Annotated in this window: 17 protein-coding genes; 6 read left to right on the top strand and 11 right to left on the bottom strand. The window is 69.2% G+C overall.

Features of this window, described 5'->3' with window-relative positions:
* Positions 1 to 394 precede the first annotated feature (394 nt).
* The 7 genes from ACZ7MX_RS23005 to ACZ7MX_RS22975 all read right to left on the bottom strand — a co-directional run bounded on the left by ACZ7MX_RS23005 (position 395) and on the right by ACZ7MX_RS22975 (position 8910).
* Positions 395 to 1933 (bottom strand): hypothetical protein, encoded by a 1539-nt coding sequence (locus tag ACZ7MX_RS23005; RefSeq protein WP_472134882.1) that lies wholly within the window; start codon positions 1931 to 1933, stop codon positions 395 to 397.
* Positions 1933 to 3114 carry an FAD-dependent monooxygenase gene (locus ACZ7MX_RS23000; protein WP_472134880.1) on the bottom strand — a complete coding sequence of 394 codons (1182 nt, stop codon included), beginning with the start codon at positions 3112 to 3114 and terminating at the stop codon, positions 1933 to 1935. The genes ACZ7MX_RS23005 and ACZ7MX_RS23000 overlap by 1 nt, the downstream gene beginning before the upstream one ends.
* A 323-nt stretch (positions 3115 to 3437) precedes the next feature.
* Positions 3438 to 4943, bottom strand: a complete 1506-nt coding sequence (locus ACZ7MX_RS22995) for an IPT/TIG domain-containing protein (protein WP_472134878.1) — start codon at positions 4941 to 4943, stop codon at positions 3438 to 3440.
* A 500-nt stretch (positions 4944 to 5443) separates the two neighbouring features.
* Positions 5444 to 5929, bottom strand: a complete 486-nt coding sequence (locus ACZ7MX_RS22990) for an iron chaperone (protein ID WP_472134876.1) — start codon at positions 5927 to 5929, stop codon at positions 5444 to 5446.
* A 157-nt stretch (positions 5930 to 6086) separates the two neighbouring features.
* Positions 6087 to 6665: a helix-turn-helix domain-containing protein gene (locus ACZ7MX_RS22985; protein WP_472134874.1), complete on the bottom strand. Its 579-nt coding sequence runs from the start codon at positions 6663 to 6665 to the stop codon at positions 6087 to 6089.
* Between the two features lie 114 nt (positions 6666 to 6779).
* Complete coding sequence (locus ACZ7MX_RS22980; RefSeq protein WP_472134872.1) at positions 6780 to 6908, bottom strand: hypothetical protein; 129 nt, start codon at positions 6906 to 6908, stop codon at positions 6780 to 6782.
* Between the two features lie 280 nt (positions 6909 to 7188).
* On the bottom strand, positions 7189 to 8910 hold the full coding sequence (locus ACZ7MX_RS22975) for a coagulation factor 5/8 type domain-containing protein (protein WP_472134871.1): 1722 nt from the start codon (positions 8908 to 8910) through the stop codon (positions 7189 to 7191).
* Positions 8911 to 9318: 408 nt separating this feature from the next.
* On the opposite strand from ACZ7MX_RS22975, the gene ACZ7MX_RS22970 reads away from it, so the two are divergent.
* Positions 9319 to 9501 (top strand): hypothetical protein, encoded by a 183-nt coding sequence (locus tag ACZ7MX_RS22970; protein WP_472134870.1) that lies wholly within the window; start codon positions 9319 to 9321, stop codon positions 9499 to 9501.
* 27 nt (positions 9502 to 9528) lie between these two features.
* On the opposite strand, the gene ACZ7MX_RS22965 is transcribed toward ACZ7MX_RS22970, so the two are convergent.
* The 3 genes from ACZ7MX_RS22965 to ACZ7MX_RS22955 all read right to left on the bottom strand — a co-directional run bounded on the left by ACZ7MX_RS22965 (position 9529) and on the right by ACZ7MX_RS22955 (position 14231).
* Positions 9529 to 12426, bottom strand: coding sequence for a trypsin-like serine protease (locus ACZ7MX_RS22965; protein ID WP_472134869.1), 2898 nt, complete (start codon positions 12424 to 12426; stop codon positions 9529 to 9531).
* 53 nt (positions 12427 to 12479) lie between these two features.
* Positions 12480 to 12791 carry a trypco2 family protein gene (locus ACZ7MX_RS22960; protein WP_472134868.1) on the bottom strand — a complete coding sequence of 104 codons (312 nt, stop codon included), beginning with the start codon at positions 12789 to 12791 and terminating at the stop codon, positions 12480 to 12482.
* 330 nt (positions 12792 to 13121) lie between these two features.
* Complete coding sequence (locus ACZ7MX_RS22955) at positions 13122 to 14231, bottom strand: FAD-dependent oxidoreductase (protein WP_472134866.1); 1110 nt, start codon at positions 14229 to 14231, stop codon at positions 13122 to 13124.
* A gap of 71 nt (positions 14232 to 14302) precedes the next feature.
* Here ACZ7MX_RS22955 and ACZ7MX_RS22950 point away from each other — a divergent pair, with 71 nt between their 5' ends.
* Entirely contained in the window at positions 14303 to 14983 is a 681-nt protein-coding gene (locus tag ACZ7MX_RS22950) for a TetR/AcrR family transcriptional regulator (RefSeq protein WP_472134864.1), read from the top strand.
* A gap of 343 nt (positions 14984 to 15326) precedes the next feature.
* Here the strand turns inward: ACZ7MX_RS22950 and ACZ7MX_RS22945 are convergent, their stop codons facing one another.
* Positions 15327 to 16019 (bottom strand): DUF4232 domain-containing protein, encoded by a 693-nt coding sequence (locus ACZ7MX_RS22945; protein ID WP_472134863.1) that lies wholly within the window; start codon positions 16017 to 16019, stop codon positions 15327 to 15329.
* A gap of 492 nt (positions 16020 to 16511) precedes the next feature.
* Between ACZ7MX_RS22945 and ACZ7MX_RS22940 the strand changes: the two genes are divergently transcribed.
* The 4 genes from ACZ7MX_RS22940 to ACZ7MX_RS22925 all read left to right on the top strand — a co-directional run bounded on the left by ACZ7MX_RS22940 (position 16512) and on the right by ACZ7MX_RS22925 (position 20860).
* The gene (locus ACZ7MX_RS22940; RefSeq protein WP_472134861.1) at positions 16512 to 17174 is read left to right on the top strand and encodes a GOLPH3/VPS74 family protein; all 663 of its coding nucleotides are present in this window, start codon (positions 16512 to 16514) and stop codon (positions 17172 to 17174) included.
* A gap of 794 nt (positions 17175 to 17968) precedes the next feature.
* Positions 17969 to 18238: a ferredoxin gene (locus ACZ7MX_RS22935; protein ID WP_472134859.1), complete on the top strand. Its 270-nt coding sequence runs from the start codon at positions 17969 to 17971 to the stop codon at positions 18236 to 18238.
* A complete protein-coding gene (locus ACZ7MX_RS22930) occupies positions 18235 to 19623 on the top strand; it encodes an NAD(P)/FAD-dependent oxidoreductase (RefSeq protein ID WP_472134857.1) in 1389 nt (462 codons plus the stop codon). Before ACZ7MX_RS22935 ends, ACZ7MX_RS22930 begins: the two co-directional genes overlap by 4 nt.
* 16 nt (positions 19624 to 19639) lie before the next feature.
* Positions 19640 to 20860, top strand: a complete 1221-nt coding sequence (locus tag ACZ7MX_RS22925; protein WP_472134855.1) for a cytochrome P450 — start codon at positions 19640 to 19642, stop codon at positions 20858 to 20860.
* Positions 20861 to 20955 lie beyond the last annotated feature (95 nt).

Genomic DNA, 20955 nt, shown 5'->3' with positions numbered 1-20955 from the left:
GGTGCGCCGACGGCGTTGCTATCGGTGGCCGTGGTCGAGTCCGTGCTTCTGCCGGCGGCGGTAGCAGTAGCGGCTGTACGGGTGCCTGGGCAGGAGTCGGCGCCGACGGTGTTGCCCTGGGCCGACGGCGCGTCCGGGCCCTGGTTGTCCGAGGCCGGGCCGTCCTGGGCAGCACGGCTCGCCGGTACCCGCGCGTGGGAGTCTGCTGAAGGTTCGTTGGAGAGCATCGCCACCATGCGATCACAGTCCCGGTACCTGAACCAAGTTGTGCACAGTCTTCGAGATACCTACGCGCAGGGCGCCGAAGCCGGAGTCGGTGCCGTGCCCAGAAGGCAACCAGGCGCAGCTGCCTGGTCGTTGGATCGGTGGGTGGCGCACTCGCCGATGCAGCCCATCAGTCCTTCGGCCTCGCCGAGGCCCTCGCGCAGAGGTAGGGACGCGCGAGCAGTAGGCCGGTGCCGGTCATGGCGATGCCGAAGTAGACCGGCGCGAGGTGGAGGAAGTCCATGTAGTGGATCGCGCCGTGCACGACGACCGCCGGCAGGAAGCCGGCGGCTGCCGCCGCGGCCAGGGTCCAGAACACCCAGGCTTCACCCCGCCGCCAGCCCCACGCGCTGAGCAGGACGATCGCCACCGCGGCGGCCATCAGGGCGCCGCCGAACCCCGCGCGGTCGTGGGCGACGAACGGCACGAGCCGAGGACTCACGGTTTCCAGCGCCTGTGCGCTGGTGCGCAGGAAGACCAGGTCACTCGGCACGAAGACACCGGTCAGACCGACCACCGAGATCGCCGCTCCGCCGACGAACAGCCCCGCTCCCGTGACGATCAGCAGCAGCTGACCGACCAGCGCCCGTCGGCGTTCCGGCTCCGGCCCCTCGGGCGCCAGGCGCCACCGCGGTGCGTGCGGAGCCCGCCGGACCGCGGCCACGAACATCGGGAACAGCACGATGACAGTGGCGGTGTGCAGGGGCTCCACGAAGCCGGTGGCCAGGAAGTAGAACAAGGTGGGGAAGCCGATCAATCCCGAGAGCAGATACACCTCACGGGCCCAGGGCCAGCCGCGTCTGATCCCGCCCACGGCAAGGCCGGTGTAGAGGGCGCCGATCGCCACCATCGTCCCGGCCATGGTGATCCGGTCGTGCTGGAGGAAGTGCACGAGGTGATGGTTGGCCGCATGCAGGTCGTGCAGCGTCATGCCGAGGTAGTCACGGTCGTACCAGAGCAGCACCGGCCCCAGCGTGATCGCTGCGGCCCCGAGCCCCGCGCCCGTCATACCCAGCCCGACGAGCAGTGCCCACCACCAGGCGGGCCAGCGGCGAGGAGCGCGGCCGACGTCCCGTAGCCGCGGAGCGGGCGCGGTGGGCGTGGCTGCCTCGGTGACCCGTGCGAACCAGCCGGGCCCGGCCTCGACGAGCACTTCGGGCCGGGCGAGCACGATGGCCTCCGGCTCCTCCAGCACGGCGGCCGCGGCGGTGACGGACGGGTCGGACACCTGCACCACGTGCGGGTCGTCGCTGCTGGTGAACCCGTCGACATGGGACGTGAGGGCGGCCTCCGTCTCCGGATCGCGCACGCGGGCGACCACCGGGATCGATCGGCCGGCAGCGGCCTCGCGTACCGTCTCGGCGTCGCCCAACGAGACGGGAGCCACCTCGACGACACCGGCCCCGAGCGGGTGCATGGCGCGCACCGCCTCGCGGGCGAGCGAGGGCGGGACGGATATCCCGAGCCGGACGGTCACGGGCACGCCAGCGATCTCGCCCGCGAGCCGCTCCGGTGGATGGCGGTGGCCGAATCCCCGGGCGATCAGCCGGGCACCGGCCGGGCGGGAGCCGATCGACGCCAGCAGCCGCAGTGCGGTTCGCTGCGAACGGCGCCGGCCGACGGCGGCCGCGGCCAAGCCGCGCAGCGGGTGATAGGTCCAGTCCGGCATCAGTTGCTCTCGCTCTCCGTCGCGGTCACCGGGTCAACGGGCGCCGTCCAGCTGAGCACCGGCGTCATGGAACGGAGCGTCGCCCACATCGGCGTCAGCCAGGCGGCCGTGTCGCGCAGCAGCACCGCAGGCGGCCACGACAACTGGCCGACCGTGCCGAGCCGGGCGGACCGACGCGTGAGGGCCTGCGTCCGCGGGCGGCGCTGCAGGTCGTACGAGCGGAGCCCGGCGGCCACGTCCGGGGTGCCGTCGAGGCAGTGGGCGAGGGTGACCGCGTCCTCCAGTGCCTGGCACGCGCCCTGGCCCAGATTGGGGGTCATGGCATGGGCAGCGTCGCCCAGCAGCGCTACCCGGCCGCGGACGAAGGAGCGCAGCGGCGGCAGGTCGTACAGGTCGTGGCGGAGCACCGCGTCCGCGGGGGCGGCGGCCAGCAGGGCCGGCACGGGATCCGGCCAGGACCCGAAACGGCGCAGCAGTTCGGCGGACTCCGACGAGCCGGAGGCCGTTCCCGCCGGCAGCGACGCGGTCGCGAAGCAGTACATCCGGCCTCCCGGCAGCGCCGTGTAGCCGAACCGCTCCCCGCGCCCCCAGGTCGCCGCGCCCTCGGCGGGCGGCTCGGCGAGGGGCTCGGTGACCATGCGCCAGGCGGTGTAACCGGCGTACCGGGGACCGGCCGCGTCGGGCCACAGCGCGCGTCGTACGGCACTGCGCAGCCCGTCGGCGCCGACCACGAGATCGGGCCGGGACGCGCCCCCACGGTGTTCGACGACCAGGCTGTGGCCGTCGTCGCGGACCGCGGACACCTCGCTGCCCGACCGCAGGCTGTCGGCGGGCAGCGCCTCGGTGAGCACCCGCAGCAGGTCGGCGCGGTGCAAAACCACCAAGGGATGGCCGAATCGGCGTGCCAGCTCCGCGTTGTCCGTACGGGACAGCCAGCGGCCCCGGCGGTCGCGTACGCCGCCGGTGGCCTCGACGGCACCGAACGCCCGGACGGCGTCGGCCAGTCCGAGCACCTCAAGCGCGTGCAGCGCGTTCGGCCACAGGGAGATACCGGCACCGATCTCGGTGAACTCCGCCGCACGTTCCAGCACTTCGACGCGCCAGCCCCGGCGGTGCAGGGCGATGGCTGCCGCGAGGCCGCCGATCCCGCCGCCGATGATGGTCGCGGCGCGCTGCGGCATGGGTCCTCGCTCTGAGTTCGTGGGCGCCGCCCCCGGTCAAGTGGCGGTCGATCCGGTGCCCTAGCGGCATGCATGCGACGCAGGTCCAGCTGAGCAGCGCCTCATAGCAACATGTCGACAGAAGCCTGTCAACGTGCCGGGGGACGAACCTGCGTGGGGAGGACTGACTGGAGCGTCTTTCCCACCGTGCACGGACAGGGCCTCGCCGCAGGGCGACCGGTCCTGGTCCTGCGGCGATCCCTCGCCCGGGCACGGTTCGAACGGTCAACGGCAAGGACCCGGGGCGGCTCGAAGAGCCACCCCGGGAACGGAACGTGCGGAGACTACCGTCCGGTGTAGGTGAACTCGTCGTCCGGGCTGGTGGGAGAGGTGGCCTTGCCCACCGTCACGGTGATGTTCACCGTCTGTTGGACGTCGAGCTGACCGGGCGCGGTTGCGGTGATCTGGCCGGTGGAGACGAACTTGACCGAGTCGGATGCCTTGTCCTTGAAGTGCACGGTGGCGCCATTGGCGAAGCCCGAGCCGTTGATGGTGACCGGGGTGCCGACCTTTCCGCTGGTCGGGCTGACCGCACTGACCACCACAGGTGCGGGTCCGCCATACGCGAACTGCCCCATCGCGACGGCCGGGGAGGTGCCGAGGGTGTTGGTGACGCGGACGTGGACGACGCCGGTTCCGTTGGGGACCTTGGTGGTGATCTTGAGGCCGGAGGGGTCGATGACGGTGTCGCGCTCGGTGCAGGCGAAGTGGCCGAAGTCGACCTTGCTGTCCTGACTGAAATCCTTGCCGTTGATGGTCACCGTGTCGCCTGCGGCGCCGAAGGTGGGGCTCACGTCGGTCACCACCGGCGGCGAAGGGACGGCAGGCGCCCCCACCAGGTCCAGGTAGGTGGAGTTGGCGTGCTGGAAGGCGACCTGGCCGAGGAAGTCCTGAGTGGTCTTGTTGACCAGGTTCTTGGCAAGGCTCGTATATCCGGTGTTCATCAGGCAGAGCGTGCCCGGCTGGACGTAGACGTTGCCCTTGGTGCGCTTGGCGATCGTCCCGATGAGCAGCTTCACTTCGTCGGTCGCCTGCGGTCCCGGGCTCGGGTACCAGCCGGCGGTGGTGTCGAGATCGGCCCACGCGTGGGGTACCAGGTCGTAGGCGTTGTTCTGGCGCTCGTCGATGACCCACGGCAGGGAGTTGAAGTAGTCGACGAAGCTCTGCACGCCAGCGGTGGGAGCGGCATAGGTGATCACCGCGAACTTCGGCTGTGTGGTCCAGGTCTGTGCCTGCAGGTACGGCGCGAGCATGGTGGCGATGCAACCGCCCAGGCTGTGACCGGTCAGATAGACGGTCGGCTGCGGCGAGGAGGGCGCCGACTTGAGCGCGACGGCCAGCGCCTGAGCGAGCGTGACATTCGGGGAGGGTGAGGCGATCGAGCGGGCGTTGACAACCCGTTTGAACGCATCCATCGCCCCCTTGGAAACGGCGATGGGCTTCGGCGATCCGCTTTCGGGGAACGGGACGACCGTGCCGACGTCGAGGTCCTCAAGGATGTCGGTCAGATCGGCGTCCGTTCCGCGAGCGACCACGGCGAACTCGTTCGAGCCGTTGGTGCTCCGTGCGATGTAGGCCATATTGGCGTTGGCCGCGCTCAGTGCGAGCCACACCAGCTCCCACTCGCCCTGCGTCGCAAGGCTGGGATCGCTCAGTTGCGCGTCGATGCCGGTGATGATGCGTTCGGTCTGCTGCTGCAGGGTTTCCCCGGACGGACGCGGGGTAGCGCCGGTGGCTGCAAAGGCAGCCAGGGTCATGGTCACCTGGGCGACTGTGGGATCGGGTGCCATCGTCGTTCCTGCTCCTCGGAAGTTGCCGGTGCGGAGGGGGGGACGGCCTTTCGGCAGCATCAGCGCAGATCTGTGCCGAACCGACCGTTGGATGGGATCGCCCACAATCAGACCTCCCCTCTGCGTCGTCCGGTGTTTTCCCTGCCTTCAGGTCGACCAGGTTCACCTTGTTGGCCGTTCGTCATACGTGCGTGCGGTGCGCAGAGCCAGGTACGCAGCGCGGTCACCACCAAAGCTGCAAGCAGCTGGCCGCCGTCGGCATGCGTGGGATGTGAGGGCACGGAGGAGTGACAGCCCAGCGCCACCCCCAACCCGATGCTGCTCGGCCGCCCCACCACTCCATCCGCCCCACCACTCCATCCCCTCAGCTACGAGCCGAGGGCATGGGGCCCTGGGCGCAGGTGAGGTCGACGGGGGTCAGGCGGGCCTCGCCGTGATCGATGGGGCCGTAACCGGGGACTGGTCTCGTCGTGCGTGGTGACTCGCTCGCCCGGCCGGCGTCAGCCCACCGCCTTCTTCACGAGCGCGCTGATGCGCTGTTCGTCGGCCTCAGTCAGCTCCTTCAGGGCGTAGGCGGTCGGCCACATAGCGCCGTCGTCGAGTGCCGCCTGGTCGCTGAAGCCGAGCGTGGCGTACCGCGACTTGAACTTCTGCGCGCTCTGGAAGTGGCAGACGACCTTGCCGTCTTGGGCGTAGGCGGGCATCCCGTACCAGAGCTTGGGCGTGAGGTGCGGAGCGGCAGTGGTGATGATGTCGTGGATCCGCTCGGCCAGTACCCGGTCGGCGTCCGGCATCTCGGCGATCTTCGCGAGCACGTCCCGCTCCGCAGCCGCCTCCTTCTCCCTCTTCGACGCACCACGCCTCGCCGCCGCCTTCTTCTCCTCCTGCGCGTGCTCCTTCATCGCGGCCCGCTCCTCGGCGGTGAATCCGTTGTACTGCTCGGCGCTCGTGCCGGAGTTCTGGGCGGACGACTTCGTGGACTGCATGGCGGGTTTCCTCTCGTAGAAGGATGAGCGGGGTGGGGCGGTAGTGCCGGGGCTACGCATCAGGACGGCGTAGGGGTGAGTGAGGCGGATGCGAGGGACATGGTGGGCGTGGTGGACGTGGTGGATGCGCTGGAAGCCGTGCTTGTTTCGATGGTCATCACGCTAGAGGCTGCTCGGCGGCCCGGGCTTCTCGATTCCTGACGGGTGGTGTCCCTTGCTTCGCCGCACGCGCAGGCGTAGGCGTCACCTCAACCGTCATCGCAGAGGGCGCATCGTGGCCTCCATGGACTGCATGGGCTGCATAAGTTGCATGGACTGCACGGGTTGCATGCGCTGCTCCCCCAGTGTCGGCATGGCGGGCCGCTTTCGCCGCCTGGCGCCGGAAGGCCCCGGGCGGCATGCCGACCAGCTCGGTGAAGCGGGTGGTGAACGTGCCCAGCGACGCACAGCCGACCGCGAAGCAGACCTCGGTGACGCCAAGGTCGCCCCGCCACAGCAGCGCCGTCGCACGCTCGATGCGACGCGTCATCAGGTACACGTACGGCGACTCACCGTAGGCGGCCCGGAATTGCCGGCTGAGGTGGGCGGCGGGCATGTTCACCTCGCGGGCAAGCGCCTCCACGTTCAACGGCTGCGCGTATTGCCCATCGATCCGGTCGCGGACCCGGCGCAGTCGCGCCAGATCAGTCAGGCGCTGCGCCTGGACGCGCGCCCGCCCCCACTCGGTCAGGCACATGCGAAGACTCCCCCTTTTTCCAACGTTCGTTGTTTGTCGCCTCTGCGCTGGTGCGCGGCCGCGTCCTTGGAAGTTCGCGAGTCGGACTGCGCGGCCGCGTCGATACCCGCACGCTCAGCGCAGCCCCGGATGCGAACCAGCTTGCCCGCAGGGCAGCGAAAAGCCCAGGACATCACGGTAGACGGCAAGCGAGGCATCCGGGTCGTCGTGCAGGAGAGAACTCGGCTGAACGGTGATGTCCATAACCATCAGGTTAGAAGCGGCCGTGTAAACCGTGCTTCTCGATTCCTGATCGATCCGGAAGCGCTCGGACCATCACCTGCATGTCACATGGAGTACGCATGTGCGCATGTCTCCCGACGTCCACTGATGCCCCGCCAGCCGTCCGCGGAGAGAGAGGGCAGGCAGGCCGGTGCGAGAGCAGCCGCTATCGTCCGAGCACAGGGCCCGGGCCCGCACCCGATCCCCGGCCCATGGCGACTTGGCCACCGGCCGGGGGCCTGGCATTCGTAGGGCGCGGACGTCAGGGGTACGAGACCACCGTGGACGGCACCGTCGTGGTGCCTGAGGTGGGGGCGCCGACGTCGTTGATCACGTGCTCGTACTGGCCCTTACCGCCCAACGAGACCACGAGCAGATCGTGGAACTTCACACCCCGTTTGTTCGGGGCCTCGAAGCCGTGGTCCTGCCGGATGGTGGGATCCACGTTGTAGTAGCAGTAGCTGCCCAGGCCCCACCCTTCGTGGGTGGTCATCGTGTCGGCGACCTTGTACGCGGCGAAGCCCTTGGTGTTGCCGTTCTGGACCGCGGCCTGATTGGGCGCGTCGTACGCCTTCTCGTTCTGGAAGAAGACCGTACGGCCCCGCTCGCCGCGCCACTCCACGTCGTACTTGTTGAAGTGCTCGACGAACAGCCCGGTGGCCAGGACATCGGCACCGTTGACGCGGATGCCGTAGTCGGCCCGGTTGGTCTCCCAGCCCACCCCGTCCCCGTGGTCGGCGCGCCAGACCCAGGTGTGATCGATGATGGTGTGGTTGCTGTTGATCACCATGCTGGTCGTCGCCTTGCCGGGGCCGGCGCCGCCGATCCGTACGAAGACGTCCTGGACCGTCGTCGGATTGGCGGCGTGGCCCGCGGAAGCGCCGTTGGGGCCGATCTCCAGCAGTGTGGCCGAGTTGACCGGGCCGGCGTCGATGAGGAACCCCGCGAGGCGCACCCCGTCGACGTCGGCGACCTTCATGGCGGTCACCCCGTTGTCCGGCACGATGGTCGCGTACCCCAGCCCCAGGACCACGGTGTTCGCCCGCTGCACCTCGATCGGCCGGTCGACATGGTAAATCCCGGGAGTCAGAAGCAAGTTGAGGCCCTGGGCCAGTGCGGCGTTGAGGGTTGCCGCGTCGGTGCCGGGCTTGGCCACGTAGAACCGGCTCAGCGGAAGGGATGCGCCCCGCGGTGTGCCGTTGCCCCAGGTGGTGCCGCGGGCGTTGACCCGCTTCTCGGGGAGGAACACCCGGTAGTCGCCGCCCTCAAGGTAGAGGAAGGGCTTTTCGCGCGAGATCGGAGTGGTGTCCAGCGCTGTGTACGGTGGGTCCGGAAACGTCTGCCCGGGGGCTCCCTCGACTCCGGAGAACACCATGTTCCACACGGCGTTGCGCCAGCCTCCCACCGAGCTGTCGCGCGTGTACCACTGCTGCTGGGAGTACGGGCCGACCGTACCGTCGATCCGGCTGTCGGCGATGTACCCGCCGCTGGCCCAGCCGTAGCCGTTGGGCGCCAGGTTCAGTCCGCCCTTGACGTGCATCCGCCGGAACGGTGCCGCTTGCGCCACCGCCCACCGGTTCGTGCCGTTGACGGGTATGAGCGCAAGGTTCTCCGCCGAGCGCCAGAAGTTCTGCGTCGCATTGCCGTTGAACCAGCCGGCGTCGACGGTCACATCGCCGTTGATGGTGGTGTCGTCGGGCGAGAGTCCCAGGCCCGCGATCGAGGTGTAGAAGCCGAGTTGGGCGTTCAGGCCGTTGTACGTGCCCGGTTTGAACAGGAGGGCGTACCTGGCGGTACCGAACTGGGCCGACTCCTGCTGCTTGAAGATCTCGTCGAGCTTGCCCTGGATGTTGGGCGTGCCGGGGTCGAAGACCAGCACGTTCGGGCCGAGGTCGCCGCCGCCGGGCAGCGCAGCGGCGGCGGGCGCCGCGGAGGCTCGGGAGGACAGGACGGGCAGTCCGGCGGCGGGGAGTGCGGCCGCCATCGCGGCCAGGACTGTGCGGCGTGAGGGTCTCGGTGTGGGGTGAGCTGTTGCGTCTGAGGGGGGTGTGGGCATGGAAGCTCTCCTGATTCGGATTCAGGAAGTGAACGAGTGAAGTCCATGGGAGCGCTCTCTTGCTTGTTGCATGTTCACCGTGTGTGAATGGTGCGTCAATAGTTCTGTCCAGAGTCGCGGGCAAGACGCGACTGAAGATCTCGTCAACTAGCTTGCATTTTGGCGCAGTTGTTGGCGATTTGGCCTTGAACGTAGGTCCGCCTGCCGACCGGGATCGGCCCGGCGACCGTGGGGAGCTGACCGCTTTACGTTCAGGAGGTGTTGAGAAGTAAGGGGCCGGTCAGCCCACGACGGGGCCTTCCTACGCAGCCTCTCCCACTTCCGCTGAAGCTCACCTTGCTGACCTTGCTGACCTTGCTGACCTTGCTGACCTTGCTGACCTTGCTGACCGATCCTTACGAACCCGCGTGGCAGGTTGCACACGTCTGCCACCGCTCGGCAGCCAACACGGCGCGCGGCGACCGGGTCCAGGCGGGCCCGAACCAAGCGCCGCCGAACCCAGCCGCCGGTTGGACCTGAGGACCGAGCCGCCCGGCGATATTCACCTCAACGCCGGAGCCACTCAAGTAGTTCGTCGTGGCGTACCTGGTAGACGGTGCCGGCCGACCTCAGCAGTCCTCGGTCATGGCACCAGCGGAGGAATGCGGCCAGGCGCCACGGCAGCTTTCCACGGGTGGCCAAGATCAGGCCGAGGTACTGACAACTGGTGACCGCGACAAAACCGGGCCCGGCAGCCACACCGCAGGCCAGGGCCGTGATGACGGCGAGCGGCCAGGGAACCCGCAACCACTCGACGCTCAGCGTCCCGTAGAGCGTGAGGGCCACGACGACGGCGCCGGACACCACCCCTGCCATCGCGTCATTGCGCAGTGGGGACAGCGGCGTGGGCACCCCGGGCGGGTCCGGGTCCGGGTCTCCGCCGTTGTTGCGCCGAGCGGCGCGCAGCGCTGCGGGTACCCCCACCGCCAGCCCGATTGCTCCGGCGCCGCATCCCGCGATGAGACCGATGAAATCGCCGAGTCGGCCGACGAGGAACCCGGCCGCCACTGTCACCGCCAGGGCAGAGGGGATGCTGACCCCCACCAGATGGCGGCGGTCGATGTCCGCCCGCACCGACAGCGCCAGACCGAGGCCGAAGACGCCTGCGAACCCGGCGCCGGCGGCCAGCGCGAAGCCCGGACCGAACAGCGACGTCAGCGGCAGCATGAGGACGCCGCCCAGCGCGGAACCCAGGGCGATCCGGCTCCAGCCGAGTTTGCTGCGTAGCCGTTGGAACAGGATTCGGCGGGGCTGGACGTACCGGGCACGTGCGTTCCAGGCCGAGAGCAGCGGCGCAGGGGTCAGCAGTGCGAGCAGTACTGCCCCAGGCAGTGGCAGGGCGTGGTTGCGGTGGAGGCAGACCGCCAAGGAGAGCAGGGCGGGCAGCCAGCAGGCGAGGGCGATCGCTGCGGCGGCATAGCGGGCGCTGCGCGGTCCGGCGACCGGCCACAGCGTATGGATGGCGAGGTCTCGGGACGGCATGACGGGATCGCTGCCGTCGGCCGGTGCCGCGTGGCCGCCGCGCAGGCTTGCGGTGAGCAGCCGCAGCCACTGAGTCACGGCTTCCGCCTGGTACGGCCGACGCCGGTCGGCCGGATCCGGCTCGCACAGGGAGGGGATGAGCTCCTCCAGCAACGCCGCGTGCAGGTCTTCCTGCTCTCGGCCGCCCGAGGCCCGTACCCCGACGAAGGAACGGAGTTTCGCGGCTCCGGCTTCCGTCTGCGAGGCCAGGGACGCCAGCGTGAGCATCCACGGCGAGGACAGCACCGCTCTCGTGGCCGTCCCCGTGGCGAAGAGTTCGTCCTGCAACCCGGCGAGCCGGGCCCTGTTCCTGCTCCGCTCGTCCAGGAACCGCCGGCCGTCGACGGGCTGGACCTCCTCGATCCGCACCTTCGCACAGTCCAGCAGACGTTGATCGGCGCGGCTGAGCTCGGCGTACTCATCCGAACGGCAGGTCAGCACCACTGGCCCGGCGAACCGGTTGAGCTCGGCCAGCGCGGCGACGGCCCTGGGCCGTCCGCTGTCCGTAGGGTCCATCTCGTCGAGCCCGTCCAGTACCGGCATGATGCGCCCGGCCGCCCACAAGCCCCGCGCCCTGGTCTCGGAACCACCCAGGTACTCCTGCTCCAGGCGAGCGCTGAACCAGTCGGCGAACGTCACGCTGGTGTCCCACTCCGACAGGCCGACCGGTACCGGCACCGGACCGTCGTAGTGCTTGCGGGCGAGCACCCGATGGACGAGTTCATAAGCCAGGAGCGTCTTGCCCGAGCCGGGACCGCCCGTGATGACCAGGCGCTTCGGCCGGAGCCCGTCCAGGTAACGGGCGACGCCGTCGAAGTCGCCGCGAGGCCAGGCCCTGTCCGCGTCCCTGCCGTCCTGCGGCACGGTGACGAACGTGACGTTGATGGCCTTGCTGTCGTTGCCCAGCAGTTGCCAACGACGTCGCTCCACCTCCCCCCGGACGGCCTCACGCAGCCTTTGGACTGCAGCTTCCCGGCCGTCCCCTGCCGACTGCGGGCCACGGAGCCAATCAATGCCCCACCCGGCCAGAACGCCGGAGAGTGTCGATCCGATCGGCCACGTGACACCCGACGCGGGCGGGGACAGTGCCAAGAGCGCCAGGATCGTCATCATCCCTCCGGCGGCAGGCACCAGCAGCTTCTTCATACGGTGCCGTGCGGAGGGCGGCGGTATGGCAATGGGCGCGTAGTCCGGTTCGTCGTCGGGATCCGGAGACGCCTCGCCGATGTCCTCGGTGACGAAGTGGACGCCGTGGGCACGTAACGTCTGCTCGAATCCTGGCAGTTGGGCGAGGACACTGACGGGTACGGCCTCCAGCACACCCGGCGCGAAGCTCTTCTCCGTCGTCACGACCGCGACCAGGTGCGGTCCGCACAGCAGCCCGGCCCCCGAGCTGCCGCGCCATCCCGAGCGGCTCGGCACGATGCCCACGTCGACATGCACCGTGGTCATCCGCGACTTCATGCCGTGCAACGGATCCACATGGCCACGTATCGGCATGGTGTCCCGAGCGTGGTCGGGACGCGTGACGGCGTCGGGAAAGCCCAGCCCCAGGCAGGGCACGCGGTCCTTGCCCACGATCCGCCCGAATCGCACCGGCGGAGTCACCGGCGGTTGCCAGTCAGGCCCGGTGATCCGCAGCAGCGCACCGTCCGCGTCCGGCACCACCTCCGAAGCTGCTGCTTCCGGCAGCCACACCAGTTCGGCAGCCGTCCAGTCCGTCCCGCCTTCCGGATTCAGCTGCCGGACCTCCACGGTGCCACGCATCCGGACCCCGTCCACGACGTGGTGCGCAGTGAGCACCACGTCGTCACCGATCAGGTACCCGCTGCCCGACTTCCCGAGGACCGGATTCCAGATCTCCATGACCCGTGCCTGGTCCATCCCCCGTCCTGTTCCTCACCCGACGAGCTGTTCTCCACGCTGATCGTTTGCGGCTATTTCGGACGCTGCGGAGAGTCGGCGGAGATCCTCAGATCGTTGTTGTCGTCGTCGACCGGCTGCAGGGTGAGCTTGACCCGGTGGGTGCGGCCCACGCTCGCCGCACCATGGGCCTCAACGGTCCAGGGAAGAACGAAGACCTTGGCCTTGGCCCCGCCGTCCTTCTTGACCTCCACGCTGAACTCGAGCTCCACCGGCCCGGTCCTGAATTTCAGGGACTCCTCCCTGCCCGCTTCCATGGCGCTCTGCAACTCGGCACGAATCGCGCTGACGGTCTCCCCCAGCTCGGCCCATGGTTCCTGCGGCACGTCGATACCCCCTGATGACTGACCCTGACGCCCGGCCGGCGCACAGCGGGCGCGGCCAACCGGGCGCCGTCCCGCTTCGTTTCGAACCGTATCCGGTCCCGAGCTCCCCAGGGGCAGGGACCAGCAAACACCTGCCGACTCGGTACGCATCACCACACGCACGCAATGGCGCTTGTGTCCAGGACCCCTTCTGCCGGCGCTTCTTCCTCTCCCGCCAACGCGACTTCCGCGAAAGCCAGGTGGTGTGAGAACACCGGGCGAACATGAGTGGAGATAGCGCCGGAAGTCACGATCGCGGCGGCCGGTTGCCTGGTCTTATCCGGCCTGCATTCAGCCAGGTTGGAAGAATGCGAGCATTTTCTGGGCGGCGTCCGGCGACGTCAGCAATTCCTGCAAGTCTGCGGACATCCGGGCGGCGGCACTGGTGCGTTCGAACATCTCGCGTTCGTATTCTTTGACGGCGGCGGGAAAGTCGTCCGGGTGCGCGGCCAGCGCGAGACCCAGCAGGGCGCCGTCGAGCAACGCCATGTTGGCGCCCTCTCCCACCGGCGGCATCAGGTGCGCGGCATCGCCGAGCAGCGTGACGCCTGGCGTCGACGGCCACGTCAGGCCGACCGGGAGAGTGGTGATCGACCGCGGCACGACCGTGTCGTCGCAGGCCGCTATCAGCGCGGTGAACCGTGAGTCCCAGCCGGGGAGCAGGTCGATCAGCCGCGCCCGGGCGGCGGCCGGATCGTCGAACGGGATCCCACTGGTAGCGAACCAGTCCTCGGCGGTGTTGTAGAAGCTGAGGCCGATGCGCACGCGGCCGTCGCCATTGCGCTGCGCCGCCAGGGACAGTCCGTTGCCGAGCACCCAGTAGGTGCCGCGCCCGACCATCGCCGCGAGGTCGGGGTGCGTGCGGTCGATGTCGGGAATGCCGACCTCGACGACGTTGTGGCCGGTGTGCGCTGGGCGGGCGTCGGTGAGCAGCGGGCGGACCCGGGAGTTCGCGCCGTCGGCGCCGACCAGCAAGTCATACGTCGCGCTGCTGCCGTCGGCGAAGTGCAGCAGGCCGTTGTCGGCGAATGTGAACGCGTGCCCCCAGCGCACCACGTCTTCGGGGAGGGAATCCAGCAGCAGGTTGCGCAGATCGGCACGGTCGACCTCGGGTCGCTCAAGCGGGGCGTCGTCGGGCGTGTCCTCCTGGAGCAGCAGGGTGCCGTCCGGCTCCAGAAGACGCATGTCCTGCCCTTCACCACGGGCAATCGCGTAGAACTGGTCGATCAGGCCGGCCTCGCGCAACGCCCGCTGGCCGGAGTGGATGTCGAGCATGCCGCCCTGACCGCGCGCACCGCGTGACGCTTCACGTTCATACACGACGGAATCCATGCCGTTCACGTGCAGTACACGGGCGAGAGCCAGGCCGCCGAGCCCGGCTCCGACGATGGCGATGGTCATTGGTGCCTCCCCTTCAATACGCCGTACTGGTCGATACACTGTATCGCCCGATGCGATGTATCGTGGGCGGCATGTTGGTATGGGAGAGGCCGGAGCCACCGAATCGACCCGTCCCGGCCCCGCTGAACCGAGAGCGGATCGTGCGAGCGGCGATCCGGTTGGCCGACGCGGACGGCCTGGAGGCGGTGTCGCTACGCAAGGTCGCCACCGCACTGGGCGTCGGGCCGATGCGGCTGTACAGCTACATCGCCAGCAAGGAGGAGTTGCTCGACCTGATGGTCGACGCGGTCCACGCCGAGATCCGGCCGGTCGGAGACGACTGGCGGGAGGTGCTTCGGTCTCTCGCCGAAACCACCCGGCAGGCCGCTCACAAGCACGAATGGCTTGCCGATCTGCTCGGCGGGCGACCGCAGCTCGGGCCGCACGCGCTGGCCGGGGGGGAGGCCGTGGTGGCCGCGCTGGGCGGCGTCGATGTGGACGCCATCATGCCGGTGGTCACCGCGGTCGACGCGTACGTGATCGGCGCGGTGCGTCGGGAGATCGCCGAGCGGCGTGCCGAGCGGGCCACCGGGATGGACGAGAAGCGCTGGCAGGCCTCCCTCGGGCCATATCTGGAGCGGACCTTCGCCACCGGCCGCTTCCCCGCGCTGGCCAGGGTGGTACGCGATGCCGCCCACCTGGACGCCGACCACACCTTCCGGACCGGCCTCGACTTCCTGCTCGACGGCATCGAAGCCAGCATGTCAAAGTGACGCGCGGCCGAGGACCGGACCGCTACCACCGAAAGCCCCAGGTGGGCGCTGGGGCGTTGGAACGTTGGGGCGTTGAGGGGTTGGGGCGTTGAGGGGTGGAGGCCACGCCACCTCACCACAGTCAGGGAACTGAAGAAGTGCCAAGGAACTGCGACTCAGCCGCCTCCCGTGACACACCCCACCGATTCCCGCAGCCCGCGCCCAACCAAGCGTCATCGGCGTCCCCCTCTCACGTCCAACCCAGCCGGACACGATCGCCAGCACATCGAAGCCGTGCCGGCGGGGTTCGGGACGCGCGGTGCGGCGCCGTCCCGAACTGACACGCCCACTGGCCGACGAGCCGTCAGAAGTCGTACGGCTTCTTGGTGTTCCAGTTCAGCACGTCGGCCTCGTTCCAGCTGAACTGCGGCTTCTCGCCCTTGAGGTCGACGGAGTAGAAGGGGCCGACGTGACCGTCCGCGCCGCGCAGCGCGAGGGCGAAGGACTGCGCCGTGTGGTTCTTCGAGCCGTAGTCGAAGAGGTTCACCGCGCTGTATGCCGTGCCGCCGGGCTGGAGCGTGATGTGCTTGTCGCCGCCGGGGTTGTCCTTCTTCGAGTGCGGCAGTGCGGCGCCTTCGCCGTCGAGCTTCACGGCCGGGTACGAGGTGACCCAGCACGGCTTGGTGCCCGCGTTCGACGCGGTGACCAGCAGGTGGTCGCCCTGCTGCCCGGCGAACCGGTGCACCGCGGTGAGAAGCAACTCGTCGCCGCGGCACTGCTGGGCGCCGGCCGTTGTGCCCTTGCCCGCGTTCTCGCCCGTCCCGCCCGGGGCGGTCTTCGAGCGCGCGCCCTGCTTGGTGTCACCGCCGCTGTTGGCCTGCTCCGCGCCGCCCTTGCCATCCCCATTGGACGCGGACCGGCTCTGCGCCGTACCAGCGGCGGTCTCGCCGCCCGCCGCCTTCGAACTGCCGTCGGCGCCGCCGCAAGCGGTCAGGCCCAGCGCCAACGCGGCGGTGACGGCGGCCAGGGTGGCGGTACGAATCCGGGAAGTACGCATGCTCGGGTTCCCCCTGTTTCGTGCGGGAGTCTTCGTTGGCTGTTCCCGCGGTGTGAACACCACTTTTCCCGGGGCCACTGACGTTCCGGTAACGTCTCACTCACGTCCCGCAATCAAACCGCAGGCAGCGATGGCGCCGTCCTGCTCGCCGTGGCTGCGGTGGTCGCTGCCGTTCAGACGAAGCTGCCGCCCGCTTGGCCCGGAGCGCGCAACCCTTCCGTACTGCGGTGGCAATCTGGAACGACTGCCGCGCGAACCGCCATTGGCACGCCCCGGTCCTTCACGCTTGGCCAGATGAGGTGATACGCAATCGAAAGCCGGAGTGCCGGCCTGACCACCACTCAACATCCAGACATACGTTGCCTGATGCGGCATGAGCGCCGGCCCGGTGAGTGCAGGCGACGAGACGGGCGTCCATAGCAACCGCCTGGTCAACCTGGGCGTCTCACTGGCTGACTGAAAATGACCACGAGACGTATCGGGGGACCGCGGATGGCCATCACGCTGGCCGAGGAGATCATGCTGCTCTCCCTGGACGAGGAGTCCGGGGTGCCGGAGCAACGGCAGGCGGCGGGCTGGGCCGTCGCGGGTGGGATCCTGCTGGAACTGGTCCTCGCCGGGAGGGCATCCGTTGAGGGCAAGTACCTCAAACTTGCAGACAGGACGCCGACCGGTGAGCAATTGCTCGATGACCGACTGGCGCTGCTCGACGCCTGGCTGGGCGACCGCGAAAAGCGCCGGGTGACGGAGTGGTTGACGAAGGACCGGGGCAAAGCCGGGAACGCGGCTGTGGAAAGCCTGTGTGCGCGCGGAGTGGTCGTCGAGCAGCAGCACAGGGCCCTCGGTCTGTTCACCACGCGCCGCTACCCCGAGGCCGACGGCGCGCCTGAGAAGGAGCTGCGCCAACGGCTCCAGGCCGTCGTCCTGGACGGCGCCGCCCCGGACGAGCGCACGGCGGGCCTCATCGCCCTGATCCACGCTGCCAAGCTGCACCGCCTGGCGTTCCCCGATGTGCCGCGTAAGCAGGTGGCCGACCGGATGGCGGAGGTCGCGTCCGGCCAGTGGGCCGCCGAGAGCGTTCGCGCGGCGATCCGTGACATGCAGGCGGCCATGGCCGCGGTCATCGTTGCCACCACTGCCGCGGCCGGGAGCTAGGCCCGTCACCCGATCCACCATCGGGCAGCCCCTGGTGCGGTGACCGGAAACCTTCGCCGGGTCTGGTGACATGCTGCCCGAGGTCCGCGACGCCGGACCTCGGGCAGCAGCCGTGTGTCGATGCCGCGGGCTGGCCAGTGGAGCACCGTTCTCGGCGCAATGCCGCCGTGGAGTTGCTGACTGCCGCGCTTCCCGTGGGCTCCATGATGTTCGTTGCCGTCGTTCGTTGCCATCGTGGGTTACCTCCAGTGCCAGACACAGCGAGCGGCGCCATGCCTGGAACGCGGCGCCAAGCCGGGAACGCGGCGGCACGCCAGGAACGCGGCGCCAAGCCGGGAACAGGCGACGCGCAGGAATTGGAGCAGGCGGAGCGACGCCGCAGCGCCCGCGGACCGTATGACCAATGGCGGCTGGAAGCCCTCCAGGAACTGCTCGGCAATCTCCGCGGCTGGAAATCCATTATTCCGCGGTGGAACGCAGAAGGGCGGGATCTGCGAGCCGGCTACCGAACGGCAAGACGCCCCTTTCCCGGGTGCGGGCGGTGTGGGCGCGGGATAGCCTTTTGGGAGGAACGTGAGTTCCTCTAGGCGGTTTTGCGGACGCCACTCGCCTTACGGCGACGATCAATTTTTGGCTGCGGAGACCCTACGAGCGCCGAGCGGCGAGCGCCGTGCACCCCCTCACAGTTCGCAGCGGCGGGGCCACGGCCACGTCTTCTCGCGAAGTCTGTCAGGCGCTTAAGCGTCAAAGTGGCGCCGGCTTCGGGGCCCGCAGTTCTGCAGCGGAGGCCGGGGATGAGAGTTGTCGTTGATCTTTCCCGATGTGAAGGGTATGCGCAGTGCGCCTTTCTGGCTCCGGACGCGTTCCGGATGCACGGCGAAGAAGCGCTGATGTACGACCCGAACCCCGACGACGCCCGGCGTGACCAGGTGCTGCGTGCCGCGGCGGCCTGCCCGGTCCAGGCGATTCTGGTTGATCAGCTGGAGGGACGGGACGCACCGGCGGAGAGTGGGGGCGCACCGGCGGGGAGTCGGGACGCATCGGCGGAGGCATCGCCGTCATGACCAGCGCCGACAACCTGCGGGCGTTCAAGCGCGAGGGCCGCATCGTGATCGTCGGGGCGTCACTGGCGGGACTGCGGGCCGCGGAGGCTCTGCGCGGCGAGGGTTTCACCGGATCGTTGACCATGGTCGGTGACGAGTCGGCCGAGCCCTACGACCGGCCTCCCCTGTCCAAGCAGGTTCTGTCCGGGTGGGTGCCGGCCGACGGCACCAAGCTGCCGCGCCGCCGTGACATCGATGCTGAGTGGTTGCTGGGCGTGCCCGCCGCGGGGCTCGACCTGGCGACCAACCACGTGCGGCTCGCCGACGGCCGCGAGGTTCCCTTCGACCGGGTGCTGATCGCTACCGGGGTGCGGGCCCGGCCGTGGTTCGTCGAGAGCGAGGCGGCCCTGGACGGAGTGTTCGTCCTGCGGACCCGCGAGCACGCCGAGGGCCTGCAGCGAGCCCTCGCCGCCGGGCCCTCCCGCGTCCTCGTCATCGGTGCGGGATTCACCGGCTCCGAAATCGCCTCCATCTGCCGCGAGCGGGACATCCCGGTGACCGTCGCCGAACTCGCGGCGGCCCCGCTGGTCGGCGCGCTGGGCGCCATGATCGGTGAGGTCGCGGCGGACATGCAGCGCGCGCACGGGGTCGACCTGCGCTGCGGTGTCAAGGTCACGCGGCTGGAGGGCGACGCGCAAGGGCGGTTCTGCCGGGCCCACTTCGACGACGGCTCCACGATCGACGCCGACGTGGCAGTGGTGGCGCTGGGGGGCATCCGCAACACCGAGTGGCTGCGCGGGTCGGGACTGGCGGCGGGGGTCTGGGGAATCGCCTGCGACACGGGCTGCCGTGCCCTCGACCTCAACGGCCTGATCACCGACGACATCTTCGTCGCCGGGGACGTGGCACGCTGCCCGAACCCGATCTACGAGTATCGGCTCATCTCGCTGGAGCACTGGGCCAACGCCGTGGAGCAGGCCGAGGTCGCGGCGCACAACATGGTGAGCTCCCAGGCGGACCGCTGGCCCCACCTGTCCATTCCGGTGTTCTGGTCGATCCAGTTCGGCGTCAACATCAAGACCGTCGGCGTGCCGACCTACGCCGACGAGGTGATCGTCTCCCAGGGATCGGTGGCCGACCACCGCTTCGTCGCCGCATACGGCTACCGGGGCCGCGTCACCGCTGCGGTCAGCTTCAACAACGCGAAGTGGCTGGACCACTACCGGCAGCTGATCGAGACGGCCGCACCCTTCCCGCCGCCCTGCCCCACGCCCGACCAGCCCGCCGACAGGAAACCGGTGGCCGTCGACTTCCCCGGCCCGACCCTGCTCGCCCAGGGCGCCACCGTGGTCGTCACCGGCCATGACCCGAGTGAGCGGCGCGTCACGTCCGCGCAGTACCGGTAGCAGGAGGGGAAGCGAGATGACCACGACCGAGACGCCCGACCTGCTGCGCCGAATCCTCGACTATTCCTCCCGGGCCGACCCGTACCCGCTGTACGCCGAACTGCGCGAGACGCCGGTGGCTCTGCAGGAGGACGGCAGCTACGTCATCAGCACCTATCGTGAGCTCACGGACGTCCTGCACGATCCGCACCTGAGTTCCGACGTCCGCAACCTGTCGCGCCCGATGGAGGCGTTCGAGAGGCCCGGCAAGCCGTCGTTCATCAACCTCGACCCGCCCGAGCACGACCGCCTGCGGCGTATGGCGATGCGCCACTTCGGCCCCCCGCACACCCCGGGCCTGGTGACGGGCATGGACGGCGACCTGGTCGCCATCGTCAGCAGCCTGATCGACGGCTTCGCGGGCAAGGAGCGGATCGACATCGTCGACGACTTCGCCTACCCGTTCCCCGTCACGGTGATCTGCCACCTGCTCGGCGTGCCGCGCGAGGACGAACCGAGATTCCACGTGTGGGTGAACGACATCGTCAACTCGATCGACTACAACCCTAAGACCGACCCGAAGGAGAAACTGGAGAACGGCGTACAGGCCCGCAAGGACTTGCAGGAGTACCTCGGCGGGCTGGTGGAGCAACGCCACGGCCGGCCTGGCGAGGACCTGTTGGCACGGCTGGTCAACGATGACGGGCCGGACGGGCGGATGACCGACGAGGAAATCATCAGCACCGCGAATCTGCTGCTGATCGCCGGCCACGAGACCACCGTCAACCTCATCACCAACGGCATGCTGACCCTGCTGCGCCATCCCCAGGTACTGCAGCAACTCCGCAACGAACCGGGCCTGGTCGTGCCGCTGGTGGAAGAACTGCTGCGCTACGAGCCCCCCGTGCACATCATCCCGTGGCGGGCGGCATACAGCGAGGTCACCGTCGGCGGTACGACCATCCCCAAGGGCTCGCGGATCATTCTCATGCTGGCCTCGGGCAGCCGCGATCCGCACCGCTTCCACGATCCCGACCGCTTCGACCCCGATCGGCGTGACAACCAGCACCTCGGGTTCGGCAGCGGCATCCACCTGTGCTTCGGCGGCCCACTGGCCCGGCGGGAAACCCAGATCGCGCTGACCGAGCTGGTGCGCCGCCTCGACCAGCCCCGGCTGGTCACCGACCCACCGCCGTATCGACGCAGCCCCGTTCTCCGCGGTCCGATCCATCTGCACATCGAGCAGAGTGAGGCTTGACGGACTGACAAGAGCCCCGCGGGAGCCCGTCGCCCCCGACCGCATCGGAGGCAGCCATGGGCAATGCTCTTGGTGAAGCGTTTCGCCCCGTAGGG

The sequence above is a fragment of the Streptomyces sp. NPDC107765 genome, assembly GCF_055657085.1.
Note: the sequence above shows the minus strand (reverse complement) of the source record. Positions and strands in the feature narration are given on the sequence as shown.

Excerpts from the sequence above, each read along its gene's own strand:
- ACZ7MX_RS23005 (WP_472134882.1), bottom strand. The coding sequence starts at position 1,933 with ATGCCGGACTGGACCTATCACCCGCTGCGCGGCTTGGCCGCGGCCGCC.
- ACZ7MX_RS23000 (WP_472134880.1), bottom strand. The coding sequence starts at position 3,114 with ATGCCGCAGCGCGCCGCGACCATCATCGGCGGCGGGATCGGCGGCCTC.
- ACZ7MX_RS22995 (WP_472134878.1), bottom strand. The coding sequence starts at position 4,943 with ATGGCACCCGATCCCACAGTCGCCCAGGTGACCATGACCCTGGCTGCC.
- ACZ7MX_RS22990 (WP_472134876.1), bottom strand. The coding sequence starts at position 5,929 with ATGCAGTCCACGAAGTCGTCCGCCCAGAACTCCGGCACGAGCGCCGAG.
- ACZ7MX_RS22985 (WP_472134874.1), bottom strand. The coding sequence starts at position 6,665 with ATGTGCCTGACCGAGTGGGGGCGGGCGCGCGTCCAGGCGCAGCGCCTG.
- ACZ7MX_RS22980 (WP_472134872.1), bottom strand. The coding sequence starts at position 6,908 with ATGGACATCACCGTTCAGCCGAGTTCTCTCCTGCACGACGACCCGGAT.
- ACZ7MX_RS22975 (WP_472134871.1), bottom strand. The coding sequence starts at position 8,910 with ATGGCGGCCGCACTCCCCGCCGCCGGACTGCCCGTCCTGTCCTCCCGA.
- ACZ7MX_RS22965 (WP_472134869.1), bottom strand. The coding sequence starts at position 12,426 with ATGGACCAGGCACGGGTCATGGAGATCTGGAATCCGGTCCTCGGGAAG.
- ACZ7MX_RS22955 (WP_472134866.1), bottom strand. The coding sequence starts at position 14,231 with ATGACCATCGCCATCGTCGGAGCCGGGCTCGGCGGCCTGGCTCTCGCC.
- ACZ7MX_RS22950 (WP_472134864.1), top strand. The coding sequence starts at position 14,303 with ATGTTGGTATGGGAGAGGCCGGAGCCACCGAATCGACCCGTCCCGGCC.
- ACZ7MX_RS22945 (WP_472134863.1), bottom strand. The coding sequence starts at position 16,019 with ATGCGTACTTCCCGGATTCGTACCGCCACCCTGGCCGCCGTCACCGCC.
- ACZ7MX_RS22940 (WP_472134861.1), top strand. The coding sequence starts at position 16,512 with ATGGCCATCACGCTGGCCGAGGAGATCATGCTGCTCTCCCTGGACGAG.
- ACZ7MX_RS22935 (WP_472134859.1), top strand. The coding sequence starts at position 17,969 with ATGAGAGTTGTCGTTGATCTTTCCCGATGTGAAGGGTATGCGCAGTGC.
- ACZ7MX_RS22930 (WP_472134857.1), top strand. The coding sequence starts at position 18,235 with ATGACCAGCGCCGACAACCTGCGGGCGTTCAAGCGCGAGGGCCGCATC.
- ACZ7MX_RS22925 (WP_472134855.1), top strand. The coding sequence starts at position 19,640 with ATGACCACGACCGAGACGCCCGACCTGCTGCGCCGAATCCTCGACTAT.